This is a genomic window from Bradyrhizobium sp. CCBAU 25360, assembly GCF_028128695.1.
GTDB classification, from domain to species: domain Bacteria; phylum Pseudomonadota; class Alphaproteobacteria; order Rhizobiales; family Xanthobacteraceae; genus Bradyrhizobium; species Bradyrhizobium ottawaense.
In genome coordinates this window covers 381,179-402,402 of the sequence record NZ_LBJA01000041.1, presented here as the reverse complement: position 1 = coordinate 402,402, position 21,224 = coordinate 381,179, and the positions used below count along the sequence as shown (strand labels likewise).

The 21,224-nt window shown below is 65.1% G+C and carries 14 protein-coding genes; 10 read left to right on the top strand and 4 right to left on the bottom strand.

The genetic code is table 11. The features are described from left to right. Window positions 1–71 precede the first annotated feature (71 nt). The gene (locus XH81_RS23495) at window positions 72–1,064 is read left to right on the top strand and encodes a glycosyltransferase (protein ID WP_028140064.1); all 993 of its coding nucleotides are present in this window, start codon (window positions 72–74) and stop codon (window positions 1,062–1,064) included. 3 nt (window positions 1,065–1,067) lie between these two features. Here the strand turns inward: XH81_RS23495 and XH81_RS23490 are convergent, their stop codons facing one another. After that, window positions 1,068–2,096, bottom strand: coding sequence for a glycosyltransferase family 2 protein (locus XH81_RS23490; RefSeq protein WP_028140063.1), 1,029 nt, complete (start codon window positions 2,094–2,096; stop codon window positions 1,068–1,070). Window positions 2,097–2,480: 384 nt separating this feature from the next. On the opposite strand from XH81_RS23490, the gene XH81_RS23485 reads away from it, so the two are divergent. The 5 genes from XH81_RS23485 (at window position 2,481) to XH81_RS23465 (ending at window position 8,279) form a co-directional block, all read left to right on the top strand. Further along, window positions 2,481–3,281: a class I SAM-dependent methyltransferase gene (locus tag XH81_RS23485; RefSeq protein ID WP_028140061.1), complete on the top strand. Its 801-nt coding sequence runs from the start codon at window positions 2,481–2,483 to the stop codon at window positions 3,279–3,281. A 291-nt stretch (window positions 3,282–3,572) separates the two neighbouring features. Further along, window positions 3,573–5,942: an exopolysaccharide transport family protein gene (locus XH81_RS23480; protein ID WP_028140060.1), complete on the top strand. Its 2,370-nt coding sequence runs from the start codon at window positions 3,573–3,575 to the stop codon at window positions 5,940–5,942. Then, window positions 5,935–6,738: a WecB/TagA/CpsF family glycosyltransferase gene (locus XH81_RS23475; protein WP_028140059.1), complete on the top strand. Its 804-nt coding sequence runs from the start codon at window positions 5,935–5,937 to the stop codon at window positions 6,736–6,738. Before XH81_RS23480 ends, XH81_RS23475 begins: the two co-directional genes overlap by 8 nt. Before the next feature lie 19 nt (window positions 6,739–6,757). Next, entirely contained in the window at window positions 6,758–7,750 is a 993-nt protein-coding gene (gene galE / locus XH81_RS23470; RefSeq protein WP_028140058.1) for a UDP-glucose 4-epimerase GalE, read from the top strand. Between the two features lie 187 nt (window positions 7,751–7,937). Further along, on the top strand, window positions 7,938–8,279 hold the full coding sequence (locus XH81_RS23465) for a hypothetical protein (protein ID WP_028140057.1): 342 nt from the start codon (window positions 7,938–7,940) through the stop codon (window positions 8,277–8,279). On the opposite strand, the gene XH81_RS23460 is transcribed toward XH81_RS23465, so the two are convergent. Further along, a complete protein-coding gene (locus XH81_RS23460) occupies window positions 8,253–12,368 on the bottom strand; it encodes a bifunctional diguanylate cyclase/phosphodiesterase (RefSeq protein ID WP_028140056.1) in 4,116 nt (1,371 codons plus the stop codon). The genes XH81_RS23465 and XH81_RS23460 overlap by 27 nt on opposite strands. A 298-nt stretch (window positions 12,369–12,666) precedes the next feature. Here XH81_RS23460 and XH81_RS23455 point away from each other — a divergent pair, with 298 nt between their 5' ends. From XH81_RS23455 to XH81_RS23445, 3 genes are read left to right on the top strand one after another with little or no spacing between them, the layout of a single operon-like run. Continuing rightward, entirely contained in the window at window positions 12,667–13,719 is a 1,053-nt protein-coding gene (locus tag XH81_RS23455; protein WP_028140055.1) for an Ldh family oxidoreductase, read from the top strand. A 21-nt stretch (window positions 13,720–13,740) separates the two neighbouring features. Beyond that, window positions 13,741–15,108 (top strand): LLM class flavin-dependent oxidoreductase, encoded by a 1,368-nt coding sequence (locus tag XH81_RS23450; protein ID WP_028140054.1) that lies wholly within the window; start codon window positions 13,741–13,743, stop codon window positions 15,106–15,108. Window positions 15,109–15,123: 15 nt separating this feature from the next. Continuing rightward, a complete protein-coding gene (locus XH81_RS23445; protein WP_028140053.1) occupies window positions 15,124–15,909 on the top strand; it encodes a fumarylacetoacetate hydrolase family protein in 786 nt (261 codons plus the stop codon). A 156-nt stretch (window positions 15,910–16,065) separates the two neighbouring features. Here XH81_RS23445 and XH81_RS23440 read toward each other — a convergent pair whose 3' ends face one another. Further along, window positions 16,066–16,521: an Lrp/AsnC family transcriptional regulator gene (locus XH81_RS23440; RefSeq protein ID WP_028140052.1), complete on the bottom strand. Its 456-nt coding sequence runs from the start codon at window positions 16,519–16,521 to the stop codon at window positions 16,066–16,068. Between the two features lie 152 nt (window positions 16,522–16,673). Between XH81_RS23440 and XH81_RS23435 the strand changes: the two genes are divergently transcribed. After that, a complete protein-coding gene (locus tag XH81_RS23435) occupies window positions 16,674–20,123 on the top strand; it encodes an indolepyruvate ferredoxin oxidoreductase family protein (protein WP_028140051.1) in 3,450 nt (1,149 codons plus the stop codon). A 177-nt stretch (window positions 20,124–20,300) separates the two neighbouring features. Here XH81_RS23435 and XH81_RS23430 read toward each other — a convergent pair whose 3' ends face one another. Continuing rightward, window positions 20,301–21,212 carry a LysR family transcriptional regulator gene (locus tag XH81_RS23430; protein ID WP_028140050.1) on the bottom strand — a complete coding sequence of 304 codons (912 nt, stop codon included), beginning with the start codon at window positions 21,210–21,212 and terminating at the stop codon, window positions 20,301–20,303. Window positions 21,213–21,224: the final 12 nt, after the last annotated feature.

Sequence of the window (21,224 nt, the reverse complement as noted above, 5' to 3'; positions counted from 1 at the left end):
CCCATGCTGCGATCGATCGCATCATCCATTCAGCGCATGCGTCCTGGTTAACAGACTCTTAAAGGCGAGCCGTGGCTCAGATCACCGCCGAAGACGTTCTCGATTTGCCGGCCACCACGCGCCTCGTTCCGGCGGGACGCCAGCCCCTGCCGTCGAGCTCGACCTCGTCGGTGTCCGTCGTCATTCCCGCCAAGAACGTTGCGGCCTATGTCGGCGAAACCCTGGCCAGCGCACTGGCGCAGGGCGAGGTGGGCGAAGTGATCGTCGTGGACGACGGCTCGACCGACGACACCACCGCCATCGTCCGCGGCATTCGCGATCCGCGGCTGCGCCTGATGACGAATGATTCCGCCGGCGTGTCGGCAGCGCGCAATCTCGGTGCGCGATATGCCCGCGGCGAATGGCTGCTGTTCCTCGATGCCGACGACCGCCTTCGCACCGGCGCAGTGGCGGCCCTGCTGGAGGCGGCACGCGGGGCTCCGCGGGCGGTGCTCGTCTATGGCGATTACAACACGATCGACAGCGAGGGACACCAGATCGGCCGGCGCGGCCTGCTGAAAGGGCGCCGGAAGCCGTCCGGCGACGTGCTGACGCGGCTCGCCGCCGGCAATTTCATCGTCAATGGCGGTATTGCGCTGGCACGCGCGGAAGCTTTCCGGGCCATCGGCGGTTTCGACACATCGCTGCGCTATTGTGAGGACTGGCACTGCTGGTGTCGCCTCGCCGCAATCGGCGAGTTCGAGTTCGCGCCAAAACTGCTGCTCGATTATCGCCTGCACACCGCCAACACCATGAACGCGGCGGTGAGGACGCCGAAGGACTTCTTCCCTGCCATCGCGAGGGTATTCGACGACGGACTGATCCTGGCACGCCTGCCCGAGGGCATGGCGGCCGGACTGCGCCTCGCCGCCGAACTTCATCTCATCACCTATTCGGCGATGCAGGCGGTTCGCTTCGGCCGATATCGCCAGGCTTTTGGCTATCTCGGAATGGTCGGCCGGCGCTCGCTCAAGGCGTTGCCGCGCGCCGCGGCCAGGACCGCCCTCGCCCGTTTCGGCATCTAATCGTCACGACACGATCTTCGAGGCCTCATAGGGCTTCGGCTCGATCCCGAATGCCGCGAGCATCGAGCCGAGCGCGACCATCACCGGATGCATCGCGACGACGGCCTTCGACGACGTCAACAAACCTGCGGACCGAACCAGCGAGAGCGGCAATCGCCCGAGCATCTGCGCGAACACCCCCGCTCGCGCCGCCGCGCCCTGCGCGGCCTTGTACTGCACGCGGTAATTGATCGCGCCGATGCGCAGGCCACGCTTGGCGATCCAGCCGAGGCTGGTGCGGCTTTGCGGCACGGTCTCGGTGATGACGGCCTCCGCCGTCCAGTGGAAGATCATGCCGGCATCACGGCACCGCACGAAGAAATCACAATCGCCGCCGCCGAGGAAATTGAAGCGCAGGTCGAACGCGGGACGGTCGAACCGCTCGAAGGCGGCGCGCGTGATCAGACAATTGCCGCAGCCATAGATCAGCGGCACAGCGCCGGAATAGTCGTAGGCGGGACAAAAGGCGGGATGACGCGAAAGCCACGGCTTGCTGTCATCGTCGAACATCGGCAGCACCGGCCCGCCGACCACGTCGGCGCCAGTCGCCTCCGCGGTACGGACCATCAGCTCGAGCCAGTCGCTTGATGCGATCTCGTCGTCATCGATCATCAGGAAGCGGGTTGCGGCAGGAAACAGTGCCTGCGCCGTCTCGAACGCAGCATTGATGGCCTGGCAATTGCCCTGCCGCTTCTCGACGAGGCAGACGCCCTGCAGCCTGCCGGCGGCCAGAAATTCCGCGGCAACCGGCGCGCTCTCGCGCTGCGTGGCATCGTTCTCGACCATGACGACGGCAAAGGACCGCGGGGTCCGCTGGTTCGCCAGCGACTCCAGCGTCAGCCGCAGGTGCTCCGGCCGGCGAAAGCAGGGAATGCAGACGACGATACCGACCGACAGGTCGATGACCCCGGAGCTCGCCGCGATCTCCCGGTTGGGATCGCGCACGGCATCCGAGATACGCGTGGCAGACAGGTCTGTCGGGATCAATGTCATGACGTTCTAGATGTCCGAGATATATTGAAAAAGCCCTGCTTCATTCGTACGTCCCGCGACGGCACATCGTCGCGGGACAGATGCGTCCCAAAACGAACGGCCAGTTGATGGCGCCTCACGCGGGTCTCCCGGCGGTCCCAAGACAACATCATGCGTTTAACTGCTTTCGTCTGTTTCTCCCGCGAAATCATGCGCATGTAGTACTGCAATTCGCGGTCCATGCGCCGACGAAGACCCAACATGAACAATGCCGTAGTTAATGCGCATGCGCATTAACCCGACCGTAAGCACTGCGACCGGTGAGACGGCGCGGCATCGGATTTGCTCTTCGGGCTCGCGATATTTTTCCTGTAAATTTGAATAGAACAAGCGCGGTCAGAAAATATGAACAAGCCAGCCACGATCGATTTTGCGACAGCCACGGCGATCCAGATTCCCGCGGCCGCGGCCCCCGTCCAGGCGCTTCACGATCTCGTCCCCGGCGAAGCCCGCGACAGCCTGCTCGCCGTTCACGACGTGCTGCGCCGTGAACTGCCGCAAGGCCAGCTCGCCATCTATGAAGCCGGCGGCGGCTCGTGCAGCGTCCTGCCGCCGGAATTGCCTGGACGCAGCAAGGTCACGGTCGTCGACATCGACGAGGACCAGGTCCGCAACAACACCTACGCAGATGAGGCGATCCTCGGCGACGTGCAGACCTATCGCTTCGGACGCGAGACCTTCGATCTCGTGATCTGCTACAACGTGATCGAGCATCTGCCCCATGTCGACGCCGCGCTCCTGAACTTCCGCGATGCGCTCAAGCGCGGCGGGCTGATCCTGATCGGCGCGCCCAATCCCCGCTCGCTCTCCGGAATCGTCACCAAATACTCGCCGCACTGGTTTCACGTCTGGTTCTACCGGCACATCCGCGGCATCAAGGATGCCGGCATGCCCGGTGAGCCGCCATTCCCGACCTTCTTCCATCCGCTGGTGACGCTGCCCCGGCTCGAAGCCTTCGCGGCTGCCAACGGCCTTGAGATGATCTACCGCCGCGAGGTCGAAAGTCCGCGCTATCCCGAGATGCGCCGGCGCAAGCCGCTGTTCGCGGCGCTCGTGGACGCCGGCGCGGCCGTGCTGAATACCATGCTCTCGCGTGGGACCGACGTCCGTCGCGGCGACTATCACGTCATCCTGCGGAAGAGCTGACTGTCATGGCGCGCGCGCGGCTCATTGCAGAACAAGCCGAGCCTCGCGGCCAAGCCGTGCGCGGTAACGAACTGTTAATCTCAAGGGAGCCCCGGCATCGCTGGCGTCACGAGGACGCACTGCGGAGTGGCATGCGCTTAAACGCTTTGTTTGCCATTTCGGTGAATAGTCCCTCAATGAGTATGGTTAATTTTCCCTGTTGCGTTGATTGGGCACCTATATCCCGGGTGCATGGCGTAGAGCGAAGAGTAGCCCCTCAGCCTGCGGCAGTTGGAATGAAAGCTGGGGATCATGCTTGACTATAACCAGCCGATAGATCGGGCCGGACCGGAGTCGCCGCAACAGCGGCCCCAGGCCGGCTTCAACGTGCTGGAACTCGCCAATCTGCTCTGGCGACGCAAGATCGCGATTGCCGCGGCTGCCCTGCTCGGCGCAACTCTTGCCGTTACCGTGGGCAAGAGCCTGACGCCCCGCTACACCGCCACCGCCCAGCTCTATGTCGATCCGCGCGAGCTTCAGCTCGTCGATCGTGAGCTCACGCCGCGCGCGCAGGACGTCTCCGGCATGTCCATGGTGGTGGAGAGCCAGGCGCGGCTGATCACCTCCAACAGCGTGCTGCTCAAGGTGATCCAGCAGGCGGGTCTCGACAAGGACGCGGAATTCGGCGGCGGCAGCGACGGCCAGAGCCTGATGTCGTCACTGCTCGGCCTGATCGGCCTGCAGCCCCGCGCTCCCTCCGCGGCGGACAACAAGGAAGTGCAGCTTGCGGCGCTCGAGGCGCTGAACCGGCACATCACGATCCGCAAGACCGAGAAGAGCTTCATCGTCGACATCGAGGTCTGGTCGACGGATCCGGCGAAAGCGGCGATGCTCGCCAACACGCTGACCAATGCCTACCTCACCGAATCCCGCAACTCACAGGCTTCGGCCGCACGGCGCGCCACCAACGATCTCTCCGGCCGCCTCAAGGAGCTGCGCGAGCGGCTGCGCAACGCCGAGACCGCGCTCGCGACCTACAAGGCCCAGAACAATTTCGTCGGCACTCAGGATGCACTGATCAGCGATCAGCAGCTTTCCGCCAGCAACCAGCGGCTTTCCGCGGCCCGCGCGGCGACGATGGATGCGCAGGCGCGGCTCGACCAGATCGAGGCGAGCCGCCGTACCGCTGCCGATGCCGGCGCGATCCCGGAAGCGCTGCAATCGCCGACGATCGCGAATTTGCGCGCGCAATATGCCGATGCCCGCAAGAAATATGCTGAGCAGGCCGGCGAGCTCGGGCCGCGGCATCCGGCGCTGCGCCAGACCGAGAAGCAGGTCGAGGATCTCAAGCGCACCATCAGCGAGGAGATCGATCGCTTCGCCCAGTCGGCCAAGAACGATCTGACGCGCGCCCGCGACTATGAGGCCTCGCTGAACCGGGCCATGGAAGCGCAGAAGCGGCAGAGCGTGCAGCTCAGCCAGGCCGCCGTCCGCCTCCGCGAACTCGAGCGCGAGGCCGATGCCAGCCGCGACGTCTATCAATCCTTCCTCAAGCGCTCGCGCGAGACCGAGGAGCAGGAGACGCTGAACACCTCGGCGGCCCGCGTCATCGGCGAAGCGACGGTGCCGCAGCGGCGCTCGTTCCCGCCCGCCATGAGCCTGTTCGCCATGATCGGCTTCGTCTTCGGCGCGCTCGCGGCGTCAAGCTGGTTCGCCGCGGTCGAACTCCTGCTCGTCGGCGCACCGGCGCCCGCACCGGCCCGCCGTGAGCGCAAGCCGGCACCGGAGAGAACGCGCACTCCCGAGGCTTTGCCGGCTCCGGAAGCTCCGCAGCCTCCGCAGGTCTCGCGACCTCAGGAAGTGGCGCAGGCCCTGCCCGAACTTGCCGCGCCATCGCTGCAGCCTGCGATGGTCGAAAAGCCCCTGATCGAAAAGCCGCTGATCGCGCGCCTCCAGGAGGCCGACGTCATCCACACGCTCGGAGCCATTCTCGCCACCGGCGGCGGCGTCGACCTCACCCGGCTGGGCTGGCCGACGTTGCGGCCCGGCTTTCCCCTGACGAAACTGCTCAACGCCTGGCGCGATATGCGAGCTGCCGTGGCCCGGCGCGCCGGCGACAAGACGATGCCGGTCATCGCGCTGGTCGGCGCCGGCGACACCACCGGACGCAGCGTGATCGCGCTGAATTTCGCGCTCGCGGCGGCGCGCGACGGCGCCCGCGTGCTGATGATCGATGCCGACCATCAGGCCCGCGCGCTCTCGAACAAGGTCAGCCGCCCCGGCAAGAGCGAGCCGAGCAGGCTCGGCTGGCTCTCGATCGGCAGCAAGGCCGCACGCGAGATCAAGACGGTCAACGGCATTTCGGTGCTGCCGGCCGGCGAGGGTGATGCCGGCAAGGCTGCCGACGCGATCCGCAAGGCGATTGCGCAGGCGCGTGCCGCAGGCGGCTATGACCTCGTGATCCTCGACGGCCCCGCGATGCCGCTCTCGGCCGGCGGCCGCAAGCTGCTCGACGACACCGACGCGCTGGTGGCGGTGCTGCCAACCAGCCTCGACATCAACGACAGCCTGGAAGAGATCCTGACCGCGCTGGGCCGCGCCGAGCGCAAGCTCGTCGGCGTCGTGCTGGACGAGCTCACCCCTGCAATCCAAACGCGCCAGCGAGGCAGACAATATGCTTGAGCGTCGCGTCAACCTCGACGGACGGGCAGCAACGGCCGACGTGCCGCGAATCACCGTCGGCGGGCTCCGCATGGCCGCGATCGATCTGGAAGCGACCGCCGATTTCATGATCGAGGCGACCGATCCCGACAATCGCATCGGCCGCCCGTTATTCCTGACCTCGGCCAATGGCGAGGTGCTGGCGCGCTGCTCGACGGAACCGCAGACCGAGCGCCTGTTCCGCGCCGCCGACCTGATCAATGCCGACGGCCAGCCGCTGGTGGCGGCCTCGAGGCTGCAATCCTGGTTTCCCCTGCCCGAGCGCGTCGCGACCACGGACCTGTTCCACGTCGTCGCGCGCAAGGCGGAGGCGGTCGGCCGCACCTTCTACATGTTCGGCGCCAGCGAGGCCGAAAACATCGTGGCCGTCGAGAACGTCCAGAAGCTGTATCCGGACCTCAAGATCATCGGGCGCAGCCATGGCTATCTGCGAGGCGAGGCGCTGCGCGCCAAGGTCGAGGAGATCAATGCGCTTGCGCCGGACTATCTGTGGGTCGCGCTCGGCGTGCCCAACGAGCAGGCATTCGTGGAAGAGTTCACGCCGTACCTCACCAATGTTGGCGTTATCAAGACATCAGGCGGCCTGTTCAACTTTTTGTCGGGCAGCCGTTCCCGCGCGCCGCAATGGATGCAGAAGGTCGGACTCGAATGGGCGTGGCGCACCTTGCTCGAGCCGCGCCGCCTGTTCTGGCGCTATTTGACCACCAACCCCCGCGCGCTCTATCTTCTCTTCAGCCGCAACCGACCACTCCGCTAAGAGAAGAGCATAAGACGATATGACCGACCGACCGACTGTCCTCGTCACTGGGGGCGCGGGCTACATTGGCTCGCATGCCTGCCGCGCATTGACCGCCGCCGGCTATCAGCCCGTCGTTTATGACAATCTCTCGACAGGTCATCGCAGCTTCGTTGCCGGCCCCCTGGTGACGGGCGATCTGCTCGACGGCACGGCGCTGGCACGCGCCTTCGCCGACCACAAAATCACGGCGGTGATGCATTTCGCGGCGGCCAGCCTGGTCGGCGAGTCCATGACCGATCCGCAGAAATACTACATCAACAACGTTCAGGGCACGCTGTCGCTGCTGCAGGCGATGCGCAACGCAGGCTGCCATCGCATCGTGTTCTCCTCGACCGGCGCCGTCTACGGCAATGCCGATTCCAAGGAGCTGCCGGAAGACTTTCCCTGCGTACCGATCAACCCCTATGGCGCGTCAAAATGGATGATCGAGCGGATGCTCGCCGATTACCGCTCGGCCTACGGCTTCGGCGCGTTCTGCCTGCGCTATTTCAACGCCAGCGGCGCCGATCCGGCCGGCGGCATCGGCGAGCTGCGCGACAATGAAACCCATCTCATTCCCCGGGCCATGATGGCGCTGCAGGGCCATGTCGACTTCGCGGTGTTCGGCGACGACTACGACACGCCCGACGGAACCGCGATCCGCGACTACATCCACGTCACCGACCTCGCCGCGGCGCATGTCGCGGCCCTGAAGCTCCTGGAAGAGGGGCATGCCGGCGGCAGCTTCAATCTCGGCACCGGCTCCGGCTTTTCCGTGCGCGAGATCCTGAACGCGATCAGGCAGGAGACCGGCCGCGAGGTGCCGCATACCATCAAGCCGCGCCGCGCCGGCGATCCGACCTATCTGGTTGCGGATCCCTCCGCTGCGCGAAAGGTGCTGAACTTTGTGCCTGGCCATTCCGACCTGGCTACGGTCATCCGCACCGCCTGGGCCTGGCACCAGAAGGCGCATCCGTTCAGACCGCGTTAGGCAATCGGGGCACCCGCGCCTTGCTCAGCGGTGGCGTGAACGGCTAGACTGGGCCTTCGCTGCCGGCGACGATGCCGGCATGCCTGGCTCGTCCGAATGCGCGAGCCGATTTTTCCGAGCGTCAGGTCACGATCATTTCGGCGCGAAGGCCCGTCATCGGTCGCGGATTCCTGGGAGCATGGAACGAATGCATCAGGCCGCACGCCTGGAGTTCGAGCGCGTGATGGAGGAGTTTGCCCGCTGGCACATTGTGCCCGCGGACGAGCGCTCGCCTGCGCCCGCCTGGTGGTGGGGACCCGCGATGGCAGTGTTCGATGACCGGGAGCCGATGAGCTGCGCATGGTGCGCCGAACTCGGTTTGAACGAGGGCGCGAGCTTCGCCGATGGCGCGCACACGATTCTCGCGCTGTTCGTCGAACAGACATCGCTGACGGGACCGCAGGATTTTCCGAGCAAGGCCGAGGGCGGGGAACACGACGCCCGCGCGCTGCACCCGCAGCCGTCAGACGACAGCGCGTTTCAGCCGTGACGCTGCAGCTTCCATGGCCGCAACGTCCGGCTCCGGCTGGAGCGGCGGCGCGATAGGCAGGACCATCGGCCGCAACAGCGCGGCCATCTGCTTGGCTGGCAGCGGCTTCGAAATCAGGAAGCCCTGCATCTCGTCGCAGCCATGGGTGCGCAGGAACGCCTCCTGCTCGGCGTTCTCGACGCCTTCGGCGACGACGGTCATGCCGAGCGCCTTGCCCATGCTGATGATGGCCTGTGCGATCGCCTGGTCTTCCGAATCCTGCGGCAGGTCCCGTACGAAGGAGCGGTCGATCTTGATCGTGTCGATCGGGAAGTGCTTCATCAGTGACATCGACGAATAGCCGGTGCCGAAATCGTCGATGGCGAGGCGGATGCCGCGGCTCTGGATGGCATCGAGCACCTTGAGCGCGCGGCCGACATTGCGCATCATCATGCTCTCGGTGACCTCGAGCTGGAGCAGCACCGGCGACATGCCGCTGGCCGCCAGCGCCTCGTCGACGTCCTGCAACAGATGCTCGTCGGCGAACTGCCGCGGCGACAGGTTGACCGCCATCGACAACGGCAACAGGCCGCGGCGCTGCCAGGCCATGGCCTGCGCGCAGGCTTCCCTCAGCACCCAGCGGCCGATCGGCACGATCAGGCCGGTCTCCTCCGCAAGCGGGATGAACTGAGCCGGCGAGATGTTGCCGAGATCGGGATGCGCCCAGCGCAGCAGCGCTTCCACGCCGGTGATCTGGCCGGTCGCCACGTCGACCTTGGGCTGGTAATTCAGCGAGAACTGCTCGCGCTCCAGCGCGCGGCGCAGCGCGCTCTCCAGCGACAGCCGCTCGATCGACTGCGTCGTCACTTCCTTGGAGAAGAAGCGGTAGCCGTTCTTGCCGTCCTCCTTGGCGAGATACATCGCCATGTCGGCGTTCTTGGTCAGGGTCTGCGCATCGGAGCCGTTGGCCGGATACATCGCGATACCGATCGAGGCCGTGGTGTGGCACTCGTGTCCGGCCAGCTCCATGGGCTCGGCGAGTGCAGCGAGCAGCCCGGTCGCGATGCGCTGGACGTCGTCGATCTCGCCGCACTGGTCGAGGATCACCACGAACTCGTCGCCGCCGAGGCGCGCCACGACGTCGCTTTCCCGCAGCGCGCCGCGCAAGCGATTTGCCACTTCGAGCAGGAGCAGGTCGCCGGCCTCATGGCCGAGCGAATCGTTGATGACCTTGAAGCGGTCGAGATCGATGAACAGCACCGCGAAACGGTAATCGTGGCGCTCCGCCGTTTCGATCGCCTCGCGCAAGAGCCCGTTGAAGGTCTCGCGATTCGGAAGGTCGGTCAGGCTGTCATGCGAGGCGAGGTACTCGATCCGCTCGTCCGCCTCGTTCTTCTCGTCGGCGCGATCGAAATTCTCCATCGCAAAGGATACGTTGTCGGCCAGACGCTGCAACAGCTCGACGAACTCGACCGTGAAGGTAGCCGGCTCGGTCGACATGTAGATCATGACGCCGACGGCCTGGTCGTGCACGATGAGCGGAAATGCCGCGCCCGACCGCGCCCCGTCGCCGCGGACAACGGCGTGGAATGCGCTGACGCGATCGTCGTTGAGATAATCGTTGCTGATGCAGGGCTGGCGCGTGCGGAACGCCGTGCCGCTCATCCCGCGTCCTTCGGGACGCTCGGGGTCGATGGAGAGGCGAACGTTGCGCGTGGTGTCGGAAGACGGCCCGGCGCTCGCCACGATCTCCAGCTGGTCGCTGTCGGCCCTGGCCAGCGCGATCGTGGTCGAGGTGAACTTGGCGCCGTTCGACGCGGCAAGGCAGACGAGCTCGAACAGCTCGGCGCGCGACTTCGCCCGCATGATCGCTTCGTTGGTCGCGCTCAGAGCCGCGAACATGCGCGTCAGGCGCTCCTTCTGGGCATCGGTCCGGACCTTCTCCTCGGCGCGGTCGAAATTGTCGAGCGCGAAGGACACGTTTTCGGCAAGGCGCCCGAGCAGTTCGACCAGATCGGGCGTGAATGTGTCCTCCTCGGGCGCGAGGAAAAGCAGGATGCCGATCGGCTCCTGGCCCGCCTTTAGAAGCGGGAAGCTGGCGGCGGCCCGCGTTCCGTCCTCGATCGCCTTCGCCCGCCAGTATGCCGACCGCGGCTCGTTCAGATAGTCGTTCATGACGCTGGGCCGGCGAGTCCGGAGCGAGGTGCCGATGATCCCCTCGCCTTCGGGATGGTCGACGGAAATGCTGCAGGTCCGTCCAACCATTTGCTGCTGCAGTCGCCCCTTCACCGCGACGACGCGAACGAGCTCGTTTTCCGCGTCGATGATCCCGATCGTTGCCGACGCGAACACGTCGCCGAGAATAGCTGCCTGGCACGCGGCCTCGAACAGGTCCTCGCGCGTCTTGGCGCGCATGATCGCTTCATTGGTTGCGCTGAGCGCTTCGAACATTCCGCTCAGGCGATTGCGCTGCTTGTCCACCTGCGCCTTCTCCTCGGCGCGATCGAAGCCTTCCAGTGCGAAGGCGACGTTGGCCTGGAGCTTGCGCAGCAATTCGACGAATTCGGGTGTGAACGTGCCGCACTCCGGAGAGTTGAACAGGAACACGCCTTCGACACGGTCGCCGTTGAAGAGCGGCAACGCCGCGGAGGACGCGATCCCGTTGCGGCGGGCACTGGCGTGCCACGGCGCGATGCGCTCGTCGGCGAGCACGTCGTTGCTGACGGCGGGCTGGCGCGTGCGGAACGCGATGCCGGTCAATCCGCGCCCTTCCGGCACCTCCTCGGAGATCGAGAATTTGAAGTTGCGAACCTGATCGGCGTTAGGTCCGTAACAGGCGACGACGCGCAGCAGCCCGGCGTGAGGGTCGACCAGTGCGATGTTGGCCGAAGTGAACTTGGCGCCCTTCGCCGTCGCCTCGCAAACGAGGTCGAACAGATCGGCGCGCGACCGCGCCCGCAGGATCGCCTCGTTGGTGGCGCTTAGCGCCGCATACATGCGTGCCAGCCGTTCCTCTTCGGCGGCGATTTTGGCCTTCTCGGACTCGCGGCCAAAATTATCGATCGCGAACGAGACGTTCTCCGCCATACGCAGCAGGAGCGCGACGATCTCCTCGTCCTTGGCCCAGGAGCGGCTGATGAAGAACAAGAGCACGCCGACACTTTCACCGTGCCTGATCAGCGGCGCGACCACGCAGGCGGCAACGCCAGTGTTGACGTTGGCCTGCTCCCACGGCGAGCCTCTGGTGCGGCTGGCGAGATCGTCCTCGACGATGGCCTTCTGCGTCCGGAACACCTCGCCGGATATTCCCTTGCCGTAGGGATTCTCCGGATCGATCGAATAGCGCGCCTGGGTGATCAGTGCGAGGTTCTGGCCGGTGGACGCGACCGGACTCATCCAATGCGAATCCGGTTCGCGGAGCAACACGATGGTCGCCAGCGATTTGCCCCCGTGAACCGAGGCGTCACACACGAGCTGATAAAGCTCCTGCTCGGTTTTGGCGCGCAGGATGGCTTCGTTGGTGGCGCTGATGGCGCCGAACATGCGGTTGAGTCGCCGCGTCGCCCGTTCGCTGGTCTGCCGCGCGGTTTCGCGCGCGAAATTGTCCAGCGCATAGGAAATGTTGGCCGACATGCGCCCGAACAGCGACACCATCTGCTCGTTCAGCGAGCCGGCTTCGCGGCGGGTCACGTAGAGCACGCCGACACTCTTGCCGTTGCAGAGCAGCGGCAGCGCCGCAGCCGCGCCAATGGCGGCCGAAGCGGCACCCGCGCGCCACGCCAGCGAACGGGGGTCGTTCAGATAATCGTTGCTGACGCACAGCTTCTGATCTCGAAATGCCTCGCCGCCGACGCCCGAGCCTTCGGGTGTGCCGGCAACCGTCGTGATCTCGATCGAGCGCAGCCGCGCAACGTCGTCGCCACAGCCGGCCGCAAAATGGAGTCGCCGGTCGTCCGGTCCGACCAGAAACACGGCGACAGCCAAGAAATCCCCGCTCGAAAACCCGGCGTCGCAGACCTTCTGGTACAGCTCGTCCGGCGATTTCGCATAGAGAATCGCTTCGTTGATGGCGCTCAACGCCGCAAAGGTGCGCGCGAGTGTCGTCGGCACGATCTCAGCTCCCGGGCATTTCTGCCTATTTCTCCCGGGTACCTTTATGAGGGGCCATCGCCTAAGTGGTCGTTATTGCGCGCTGCAAACAATCGATCAAAGTGAACGAGCTGCGAACGACCGGGGGTAAACTATCGAAAATACCGCCGCACGGGACGAATCCTCAGCAAGAGGCGCGACCTCTTTACGAATTTGCAGCCCTGTATTGGTTTACGGGAGATTGATATCACAGCCGCGCTTTGAGACGATGGCCTCCAACAATCAGTGCCCGCCAAGGGCAAAGACCCCGGGGAACGCCATGCCGATCGTCACGGCCGATCGCCTCACGCGCGTCAGCGCTGCCCTGCTCCGCGCCGCCGGAGCCTCCGAGGAAGAAGCCGACGCCGTCGCGATCGGCTGCGTCAACGCCAATCTCGCCGGCCATGATTCCCACGGCGTGATCGCCGTTCCCACCTATCTCGACCGCATCAAGGCCGGCCACATCGTTCCCGGCGCCAAATGGACCGTCGTCCAGGAATCGCCGACCACGACCGTGATCGACGGCCATTGGGGCTTTGGCTTCCACGTCAACGCCAAGGCGATGGCGCTGACGATCGAGAAAGGCAGGACGGCGAATGTCGCTGCCTGCACCGTGTTCCGGCAAAGCCATGTCGGCCGCCTCGCCGCCTACCCCCTGATGGCGATGCGCGCAGGCATGATCGGGATTGCCACGGCGGATTCCGGCCGCTCGCCGAAACACGTCGCCCCGTTTGGAGGCAAGGAGGCGCGGCTCGGCACCAACCCGATCTCGATCGCGGTGCCGTCCGATCTCGATGCGCCGTTCTATCTGGATATGGCGACTTCAGCTGTCGCAGCCGGCAAGATCCAGCTCGCGGTCGCGCGCGGCGAGGAGATTCCGACGGGCTGGATCATCGATGCCGAGGGACGGCACACCACCGATCCGACCCAATACCGCAAGGGCGGCGCGCTGCTGCCGCTCGGCGGCACCGAGGGCTACAAAGGCAGCGGCCTCGCCGCCATGGTCGAGGTGCTGTGCGGCCTGCTCACCGGCCTCGGCTTCGGCGTCGAGCCTACGGGGCGGCACAATGACGGATGCTTCATGGCGGTGTTCAATGTCGCCGCATTCCGCCCGCTGCAGGAGTTCAAACGCGAGGTCGCCGAGTTCGCGCGCTATCTGAAATCGACGCCGCCGTCCGAGGGCAGCAATGGCGTCTACTATCCCGGCGAGATCGAGGGCCTGCGCGAGCAGCAGCGTCTGCGCGACGGCATCGAGATCGAGGATGCCACCTGGGAAAAGCTGCGCGCGCTGGCGCGGGAATACCGGCTCGACACCGTCCTCGATCTGGCCTGACGGCATCGGGAGAACAGCAGCATGAATCGACAGATGGTCCTGGTCGGCTTCCTCCAGGCGCAGAACTGCACCAACCTGCCGAGCTCCTGGCGGCATCCGGATTCGCGCGACGATTCGATGTCGGCGGACTACTATCAGGAGATCGGCAGGATTCTCGAAGCCGGCAAGTTCCACATGGCCTTCTTCGACGACCGCCTGGCGATGCCGGACCGCTACGGCAACGACCACGCCCATACCGTCGAATACGGCATCCGCTGCGTGAAGATGGATCCGCTGATCGTGCTGACCACGATGGGCATGGTCACTGAGAGGCTCGGGCTGGGAGCAACCTGCTCGACCACCTATTACGAGCCGTTCGACGTCGCCCGCCGCTTCGCAACGCTCGACCTCATGTCCGGCGGACGCGCCGGCTGGAACGTCGTGACCTCGCTCAATGACGGTGAAGCCCTCAACATGGGGCGCGACTCCCATCCCGAACATGATTCCCGCTACGACAAGGCCGACGAATTCATGGAGGTGGTGCTTGGCCATTGGGACACATGGGAAGACGGCGCGTTGATCATGGACAAGAAGACCGGCCGCTTTGCCGATCCGACCAAGGTGAAGCGGCTCGACCACACGGGCGCGGCGTTCAGGTCACGCGGGCCGTTCACCGTGCCGCGCTCGCAGCAGGGCCACCCCGTGATCATCCAGGCCGGCGCATCCGGCCGTGGCCAGCGCTTTGCCGGGCGATGGGGCGAGGTGATCTTCACCGCCGCGCGCAATCTTCAGGGCGCCAAGGACGGCTACGCGGCCGTGCGCAACGAGGCCGCCAAGGCCGGCCGCGATCCCGACCAGATGTTCCTCTGCAATCTGACGACGCCGGTCTGCGCGGCGACCAAGGCCGAGGCCGAGGACAAGATGGCGCTGATCAACAAGCTGCCGCTCCAGATCGACGCGCTGTCGCTGCTTGCCGAAGCACTCAACTACGACTTCGCCTCCAAGGATCTCGATGAGCCGCTGACCACTGACGAGCTGAAGAGCATGCAGGGCATTCTGGGCATCCGCGACGGCGTGCTGAAGAATTCCGGCAAGAGCAATCCGAGCGCGCGCGACTTCGTCACCTTCTCCGGCCGCGGCCAGGTGCAGGACGCCATGGTCGGCGGCCCCAAGGAGATCGCGGACAGGCTCGAGGAAATGTTTGTCGAGCGCGGCTGCGACGGCTTTGTCATCGCGGCGACCTATGTGCCCGGCTCCTACGCCGATTTCGTGCAGCATGTCGTCCCGGAGCTGCAACGCCGGGGCCTGTTCCAGAAAGACTATCGCGGCAAGACGCTGCGCGAAAATCTCGGGCTGAAGCGGCCCGCCGCCGGCGCCTGGAAGATGCCGCCGCGCGATGCCGCGGAATAGCAACGAGGACTTAGCATGCGCTGGCTGAAGTTTACTGAGACCGGCAAGACCTCGTGGGGGATCGTCGAGGGCGACAAGGTCGTCGCGGTCGAGGGCGATCCCTTCGGCGAATGGCAACGTAGCTCGCGCACGCATTCGTTGTCGGACGTGAAGATCGAGCTGCCGCTGATCCCGCGCACCTTCTATTGCGTCGGCTTGAACTACCTCAAGCACCTGAAGGAAGCCGCCGACAAGGCCGGCACCGTGCCGGCCGTGCCTGACCGTCCCGAGATCGGCTATCGCGCCCAGAACGCGCTGATCGCACATGACGAGGAGGTCGTGATCCCGTCCTTCGCGACGGAGAAAATCCACTACGAGGGCGAGCTCGTCGTCGTCATCGGCAAGAAGGTGAAACATCTCACCAAGGACAACGCGATGGATTGCGTGTTCGGCTACACCATCGGCAACGACGTCAGCGAGCGCAGCTGGCAGAAGGCCGACCGCAGCCTGTGGCGCTCGAAGAACGCCGACACGTTCAAGCCGATGGGGCCGTGGATCGAGACCGAGGCCGATCTCGAACAGATGGAAACGATCGTCCGGGTCAACGGCAAGGAGACCAACCGCTTCGCTACCGGCGACATGATCTTTGGCGTGGTGCCGTTCCTGGTCGAGCTGACCAAGTATTTTACCTTGTGGCCCGGCGACGTGATCTGGATGGGCACGGACGGTGCCTCGCCCGACATCAAGCACGGCGACGTCGTGGAGATCGACATCACCGGTGTCGGGACGTTGCGGAACAGGTTTGTGCGGGAGGGGCAATAGCAGCCCCGTAGCACCGGTGCCGTAGGGTGGGCAAAGCGACTTGTCCGCCAGCTCGAAGAGCGACGGCGGAAGCGTGCCCACCACCTCTCTCGATCATGGAGGGATCGTGGGCACGGCGCTATGCGCCTTTGCCCACCCTCCGGCACCTCCCGCATGTCAAAACGGCAGCGCCACGCTCGACTTGATCTCCTTCAACACCACGTTGCTGCGGACATAGCGGATGCCGGGAATGCGGAACATGAACTCGTCGAGGAATCTGTTGTAGGCGGCCATGTCCTGCACGACGACGCGCAAATGATAATCGGCATCGCCCGTGGTCGCAAAGCACTCCAGCACCTCGCGGCGTTTGGTTACCCGCGCGACGAACTCGTCGACGAACTTCGCGTCGTGCCGTTCCAGCGAGACGTGGAGAATGGCCGACATCGCAAAGCCCGCCGGCTCGCGCGCGACCAGCGCCGCGTAACCCTGGATGATGCCGACCTCCTCCAGCGCGCGCACCCGGCGCCAGCAGGCCGACGTGGACATGCCGACCTCGTCCGCCAGTTGCTGGTTGGTGGCACGGCCATCCTTCTGGAGATGAGCGAGAATCCGCGCGTCCTGGTCTTCGATCATCGATCGACCCAATTCGGTTTATTCTACCGCATGATAGCCTAGTTCGGGATAACTTACCAGAATCTGGTTGCAGCTAGGAAAGATAGGTAAGACCTACCAACCATCAGGGCCTACCCTCCGCTCATTCGGCAAGGATGCCGCGGGAGGTCCGCATGGACGCCTTTCCGTCACTCGACCCCTACGAACTCTCCGATCGCTACGATCGCGAACACGGCCGCGTCTTCCTCACGGGCACACAGGCCATCGTCCGCATCGCGCTCGATCAAGTCAGGCGCGATCGGGCCAGCGGCCTCAACACGGCCGGCTTCATCTCGGGCTATCGCGGCTCGCCGCTCGGCGGCATCGACCTCGAGCTCTGGCGCATCCAGGAGCGGTTGAAGCGGGACCGTGTCGAATTCCTCCCCGCCGTCAACGAGGACCTCGCCGCGACCGCGGTGCTCGGCTCGCAGCAGGTCGAGACGCAAGGAGATCGCGAGGTCGATGGCGTGTTCGGCCTCTGGTACGGCAAGGGCCCGGGCGTCGATCGCTCCGGCGATGCGCTGAAGCACGGCAACGCCTACGGCTCCTCGCCGCATGGCGGCGTGCTGGTGGTCGCCGGCGACGACCATGGCTGCGTCTCCTCCTCGATGCCGCACCAGTCCGACGTCGCCTTCATGAGCTGGTTCATGCCGACGCTGCATCCCGCGAGCGTCAGCGAATACCTCGCGTTCGGCGAATATGGCTATGCGCTGAGTCGCTTCTCCGGCATGTGGGTCGGCTTCAAGGCGATCTCGGAGATCGTCGAGTCGGGTGCGTCCGTCGCGCTGCAGCCGCCCCGCCACTTCCGCACGCCCGACTTCACGCCGCCGCCTGATGGACTGCACTACCGCTGGCCCGATTTGCCGGGCCCGCAGATCGAGGAGCGGCTGGAGGCGAAGAAGCACGCGGTCTACGCCTTCGCCAAGGCCAATCCGATCGACCGTCACATCTACGACATCCCCAGCGCCACCTACGGCATCGTCACCACGGGCAAGGCCCATCTCGACCTGATGGAGGCGCTGCGGCTAATGGGGCTCAATGAGGCCGCCTGCCGCAGCATCGGCATCGACGTCTACAAGGTCGGCATGGTCTGGCCGCTGGCGCTGCATGACGCCATGGACTTCGTGAAAGGCAAGCGCGAGATCCTCGTGGTCGAGGAGAAGCGCGGCATCATCGAGAGCCAGTTCAAGGAATATTTTTACGACTATCCTGGCAGCAAGCCGGAGCGCATGGTCGGCAAGCACGATGAAACCGGGGCAAGGCTGATCTCCTGGATCGGCGAATTGTCGCCTCGCGCGCTCGCAGGCGTGCTGGCGCGCCGGCTCGATCCGATGTTTCCAGGCCTCAATCTCGCCGCACGCGCGGCCGCCCTGATGCCAGAGGCCGCACGCACCATCAACGTCGCTGGCGCAACGCGCACGCCGTATTTCTGCTCGGGTTGCCCGCACAACACATCAACAAAGGTACCTGAAGGCTCCAAGGCGCTGGCCGGCATCGGTTGTCACTTCATGGCAAGCTGGATGGACCGCGAGACCTCGTCGCTGATCCAGATGGGCGGTGAAGGCGTTAACTGGGCGGCTTCGTCACGCTTCACTGGCCACAAGCACATCTTTCAGAACCTCGGCGAAGGCACCTATTACCACTCCGGCTCGATGGCGATCCGGCAGGCGATCGCCGCCAAGGCCAATATCACCTACAAGATCCTGTTCAACGATGCCGTCGCAATGACCGGCGGCCAGCCGGTCGACGGTCCCATCAGCGTTCATGCCATTGCCCACAGCGTCCGCGCCGAAGGTGTGGCGCGCATCGCGCTGGTGTCGGATGATCCCGCACAGTTCTCGCCTGCCGACCTGCCGGCCGGCGTCACCCTTCATCCGCGCGAGGAGATGGATGCCGTGCAGCGCGAGCTGCGCAATATCTCCGGCGTCTCGGTCCTGATCTATCAACAGACCTGCGCCACGGAGAAGCGACGCCGGCGCAAGCGCGGGCAGATGGCCGACCCCAAGCGTTTCGCCTATATCAACGATCTCGTCTGCGAGGGCTGCGGCGACTGCTCGGTGGAATCCAACTGCCTCAGCGTCGAGCCGAAGGAGACGCCGTTCGGCCGCAAGCGCCAGATCAATCTGTCAGCCTGCAACAAGGATTTTTCCTGCCTCAACGGTTTCTGCCCGAGTTTTGTGACCGTCGAAGGCGCGACGCGCCGGAAGAAGGGCGCGAGCCAGATCGACGCGGTTGGTCGGGCCGCCACACTTCCGTTGCCCGCGACGGCAACGCTCGACCGTCCCTACGATCTGCTCATCACCGGCGTCGGCGGCACCGGCGTGATTACTGTCGGCGCGCTGATCGGCATGGCCGCGCACCTCGAACGCCGCGGCGTCTCGGTGCTGGACTTCACCGGCTTTGCGCAGAAGTTCGGGCCCGTGCTGGGCTACATCCGCCTCGCCGCGAGCCCCGCGGCTCTGCATCAGGTCCGTATCGACCAGGGCGCAGCCGATGCGCTGATCGGCTGCGACCTCGTGGTGAGCTCCTCGCCAAAAGCCTCAGGCACCTACCACCGCGGCACGCGCGCCGCGGTCAACACCGCGGAGATGCCGACCGGTGACGTGGTCCGCTTTCGCGACGCCGATCTCGCCTCCCCCGCGCGCCTGCGTGCCATTGGCCAAGTCATCGGCGAGAGCGATCTCAGTACCATCAACGCCAACGCACTGGCGGAACGGCTGCTTGGCGATGCCGTCTATGCCAACATCATCATGCTGGGCTTTGCCTGGCAGCGCGGACTGGTGCCGATTTCGCTGCAAGCGCTGCTGCGCGCAATCGAGCTCAACGGCGTCGCCGTCGAACGCAACAAGCAGGCCTTTGCCTGGGGCCGGATTGCGGCCGCCGATTCGGACTTCTTGCCGAGGGTGGACGATGCGCCCAGGGCCGAGACGCTCGACCAGATGATCGACCGTCGCGCCGATTTCCTCACCGCCTATCAGGACGACGCCTATGCGGCGCGCTACCGGGCGACCGTCGCAAGGGTCCGCCACGCCGAAGCGGTCCTGAACAGCGAGACCCTGACCGAGGCCGTCGCCCGGGCCCTGTTCAAGCTGATGGCCTACAAGGACGAGTATGAGGTGGCGCGCCTGCACATGCAGGGCGGATTCCTCGATGAGCTGAAGCGCGAATTCGAGGATGGCTTCAGAGTCCAATATCACCTCGCCCCGCCCTTCCTGCCGTCGCGGCGCGACGCACGTGGGCGTCCGCGCAAGCGCGCCTTCGGCCAATGGATCCAGATGCCGCTGGCCATGCTCGCGCGCTTGAAGGGACTACGTGGCACGCCGTTTGATCCATTCGGCTACACCTGGGAAAGGCGCACCGAGCGCGAACTGATCGCCTGGTACGAAGGCTTGATCGAGCGGATGCTCGGCGGGCTCGATGCGGCGCATCTGCCAGGTCTCGTCGCAATCGCAACAGCGCCGATGGACATCCGCGGCTACGGCCCGGTCAAGGACGCTGCGATCGGGAAGGCGAAGGCCGACGTCGAGCGACTGCTCACCGAACTCGACACACCGTCGCCGGCGAGGATGCACGCCACCGGTTGACGCCGGCTGCTCCCAATCGGCATGGTTCTGGACAACGCGTTCAGACGATTGCCGCCGCCACGCTGATGGAATCGTAGGGTGGGCAAAGCGAAGCGTGCCCACCTCTTTTCGAATTCATGGAGATGGTGGGCACGGCGCGTTGCGCCTTTGCCCACCCTACGGCACTGCCGACGTCGCTCATGAATACGGATTGATCAGCTTTTGCTGCTCGGCGCTGTGGTGCGCGAGCAGGTCGATGAAGGTCCTGACCTTCGCCGACAGATGATGACGATGCGGATAGACCGCGTTCATGGACAGCTCGATCGTCCGATATTCCGGCAAGAGGCGCACGAGGCGACCGGCTTCGAGGTCGTCCTGAATGAGAAATCCCGCCATCAGACAGATTGCGGCCCCCTCCAGTGCGACCTTGCGCAGCGCTTCCCCGCTATTGGTGACGAAGCTGCCCGAGATGCGTACGGAGGCCGGTGCGCCTTTGCGATCCAGGAAGCGCCATTCATCGCCAAACGGATAGTTCAGGTGCCGGCCACAATTATGCGCGGCGAGCTCGTCGAGCTTCTGCACCCGGCCGTGCTTCTCGAGATAATCGTGCGAGCAGCACAGCACGTGACGCCAGGTGGCGAGGCTGCGGACGATCAGGCTTGAATCCGGCGGCGAGGTCATGCGCAAGGCGACGTCGTAGCCTTCCTCGATGAGATCGACGTCACCTTCGCCCATGCGCAGATCGATCTTGAGCTCCGAATAGGTCGACAGAAGCTTTGCCACCACAGGCGCGACGAACTGCACCATATGCGTGGCGACGTGGATGCGCAGCGTGCCGCGGGGCACCGACTGCAATTCGCCGGCGATATCGTCGGCCTGTTCGATGTCGGCGAGGATCTGGACGCAGCGGTCGTAATAGGCCTTGCCGATCTCGGTGAGGTTGACCTTGCGCGTGGTCCGCTGAAGCAGCCTCACCCCGAGCCGGTCTTCCAGCGCCTGAACGTGATTGCTCACCATGGTGGTCGACATGTTGAGCTTGCGGGCGGCTGCAGAGAAGCCGCCGGTCTCTACCACCCGGCTGAAGACTTCGAGGCTGGTCAATCGATCCATGGCAGCGGATTA

Coding starts and splice junctions, on each gene's coding strand:
- XH81_RS23435 (WP_028140051.1), top strand. CDS start 16,674: ATGGACGCCTTTCCGTCACTCGACCCCTACGAACTCTCCGATCGCTAC.
- galE (WP_028140058.1), top strand. CDS start 6,758: ATGACCGACCGACCGACTGTCCTCGTCACTGGGGGCGCGGGCTACATT.
- XH81_RS23485 (WP_028140061.1), top strand. CDS start 2,481: ATGAACAAGCCAGCCACGATCGATTTTGCGACAGCCACGGCGATCCAG.
- XH81_RS23465 (WP_028140057.1), top strand. CDS start 7,938: ATGCATCAGGCCGCACGCCTGGAGTTCGAGCGCGTGATGGAGGAGTTT.
- XH81_RS23455 (WP_028140055.1), top strand. CDS start 12,667: ATGCCGATCGTCACGGCCGATCGCCTCACGCGCGTCAGCGCTGCCCTG.
- XH81_RS23445 (WP_028140053.1), top strand. CDS start 15,124: ATGCGCTGGCTGAAGTTTACTGAGACCGGCAAGACCTCGTGGGGGATC.
- XH81_RS23480 (WP_028140060.1), top strand. CDS start 3,573: ATGCTTGACTATAACCAGCCGATAGATCGGGCCGGACCGGAGTCGCCG.
- XH81_RS23430 (WP_028140050.1), bottom strand. CDS start 21,212: ATGGATCGATTGACCAGCCTCGAAGTCTTCAGCCGGGTGGTAGAGACC.
- XH81_RS23450 (WP_028140054.1), top strand. CDS start 13,741: ATGAATCGACAGATGGTCCTGGTCGGCTTCCTCCAGGCGCAGAACTGC.
- XH81_RS23440 (WP_028140052.1), bottom strand. CDS start 16,521: ATGATCGAAGACCAGGACGCGCGGATTCTCGCTCATCTCCAGAAGGAT.
- XH81_RS23490 (WP_028140063.1), bottom strand. CDS start 2,096: ATGACATTGATCCCGACAGACCTGTCTGCCACGCGTATCTCGGATGCC.
- XH81_RS23475 (WP_028140059.1), top strand. CDS start 5,935: ATGCTTGAGCGTCGCGTCAACCTCGACGGACGGGCAGCAACGGCCGAC.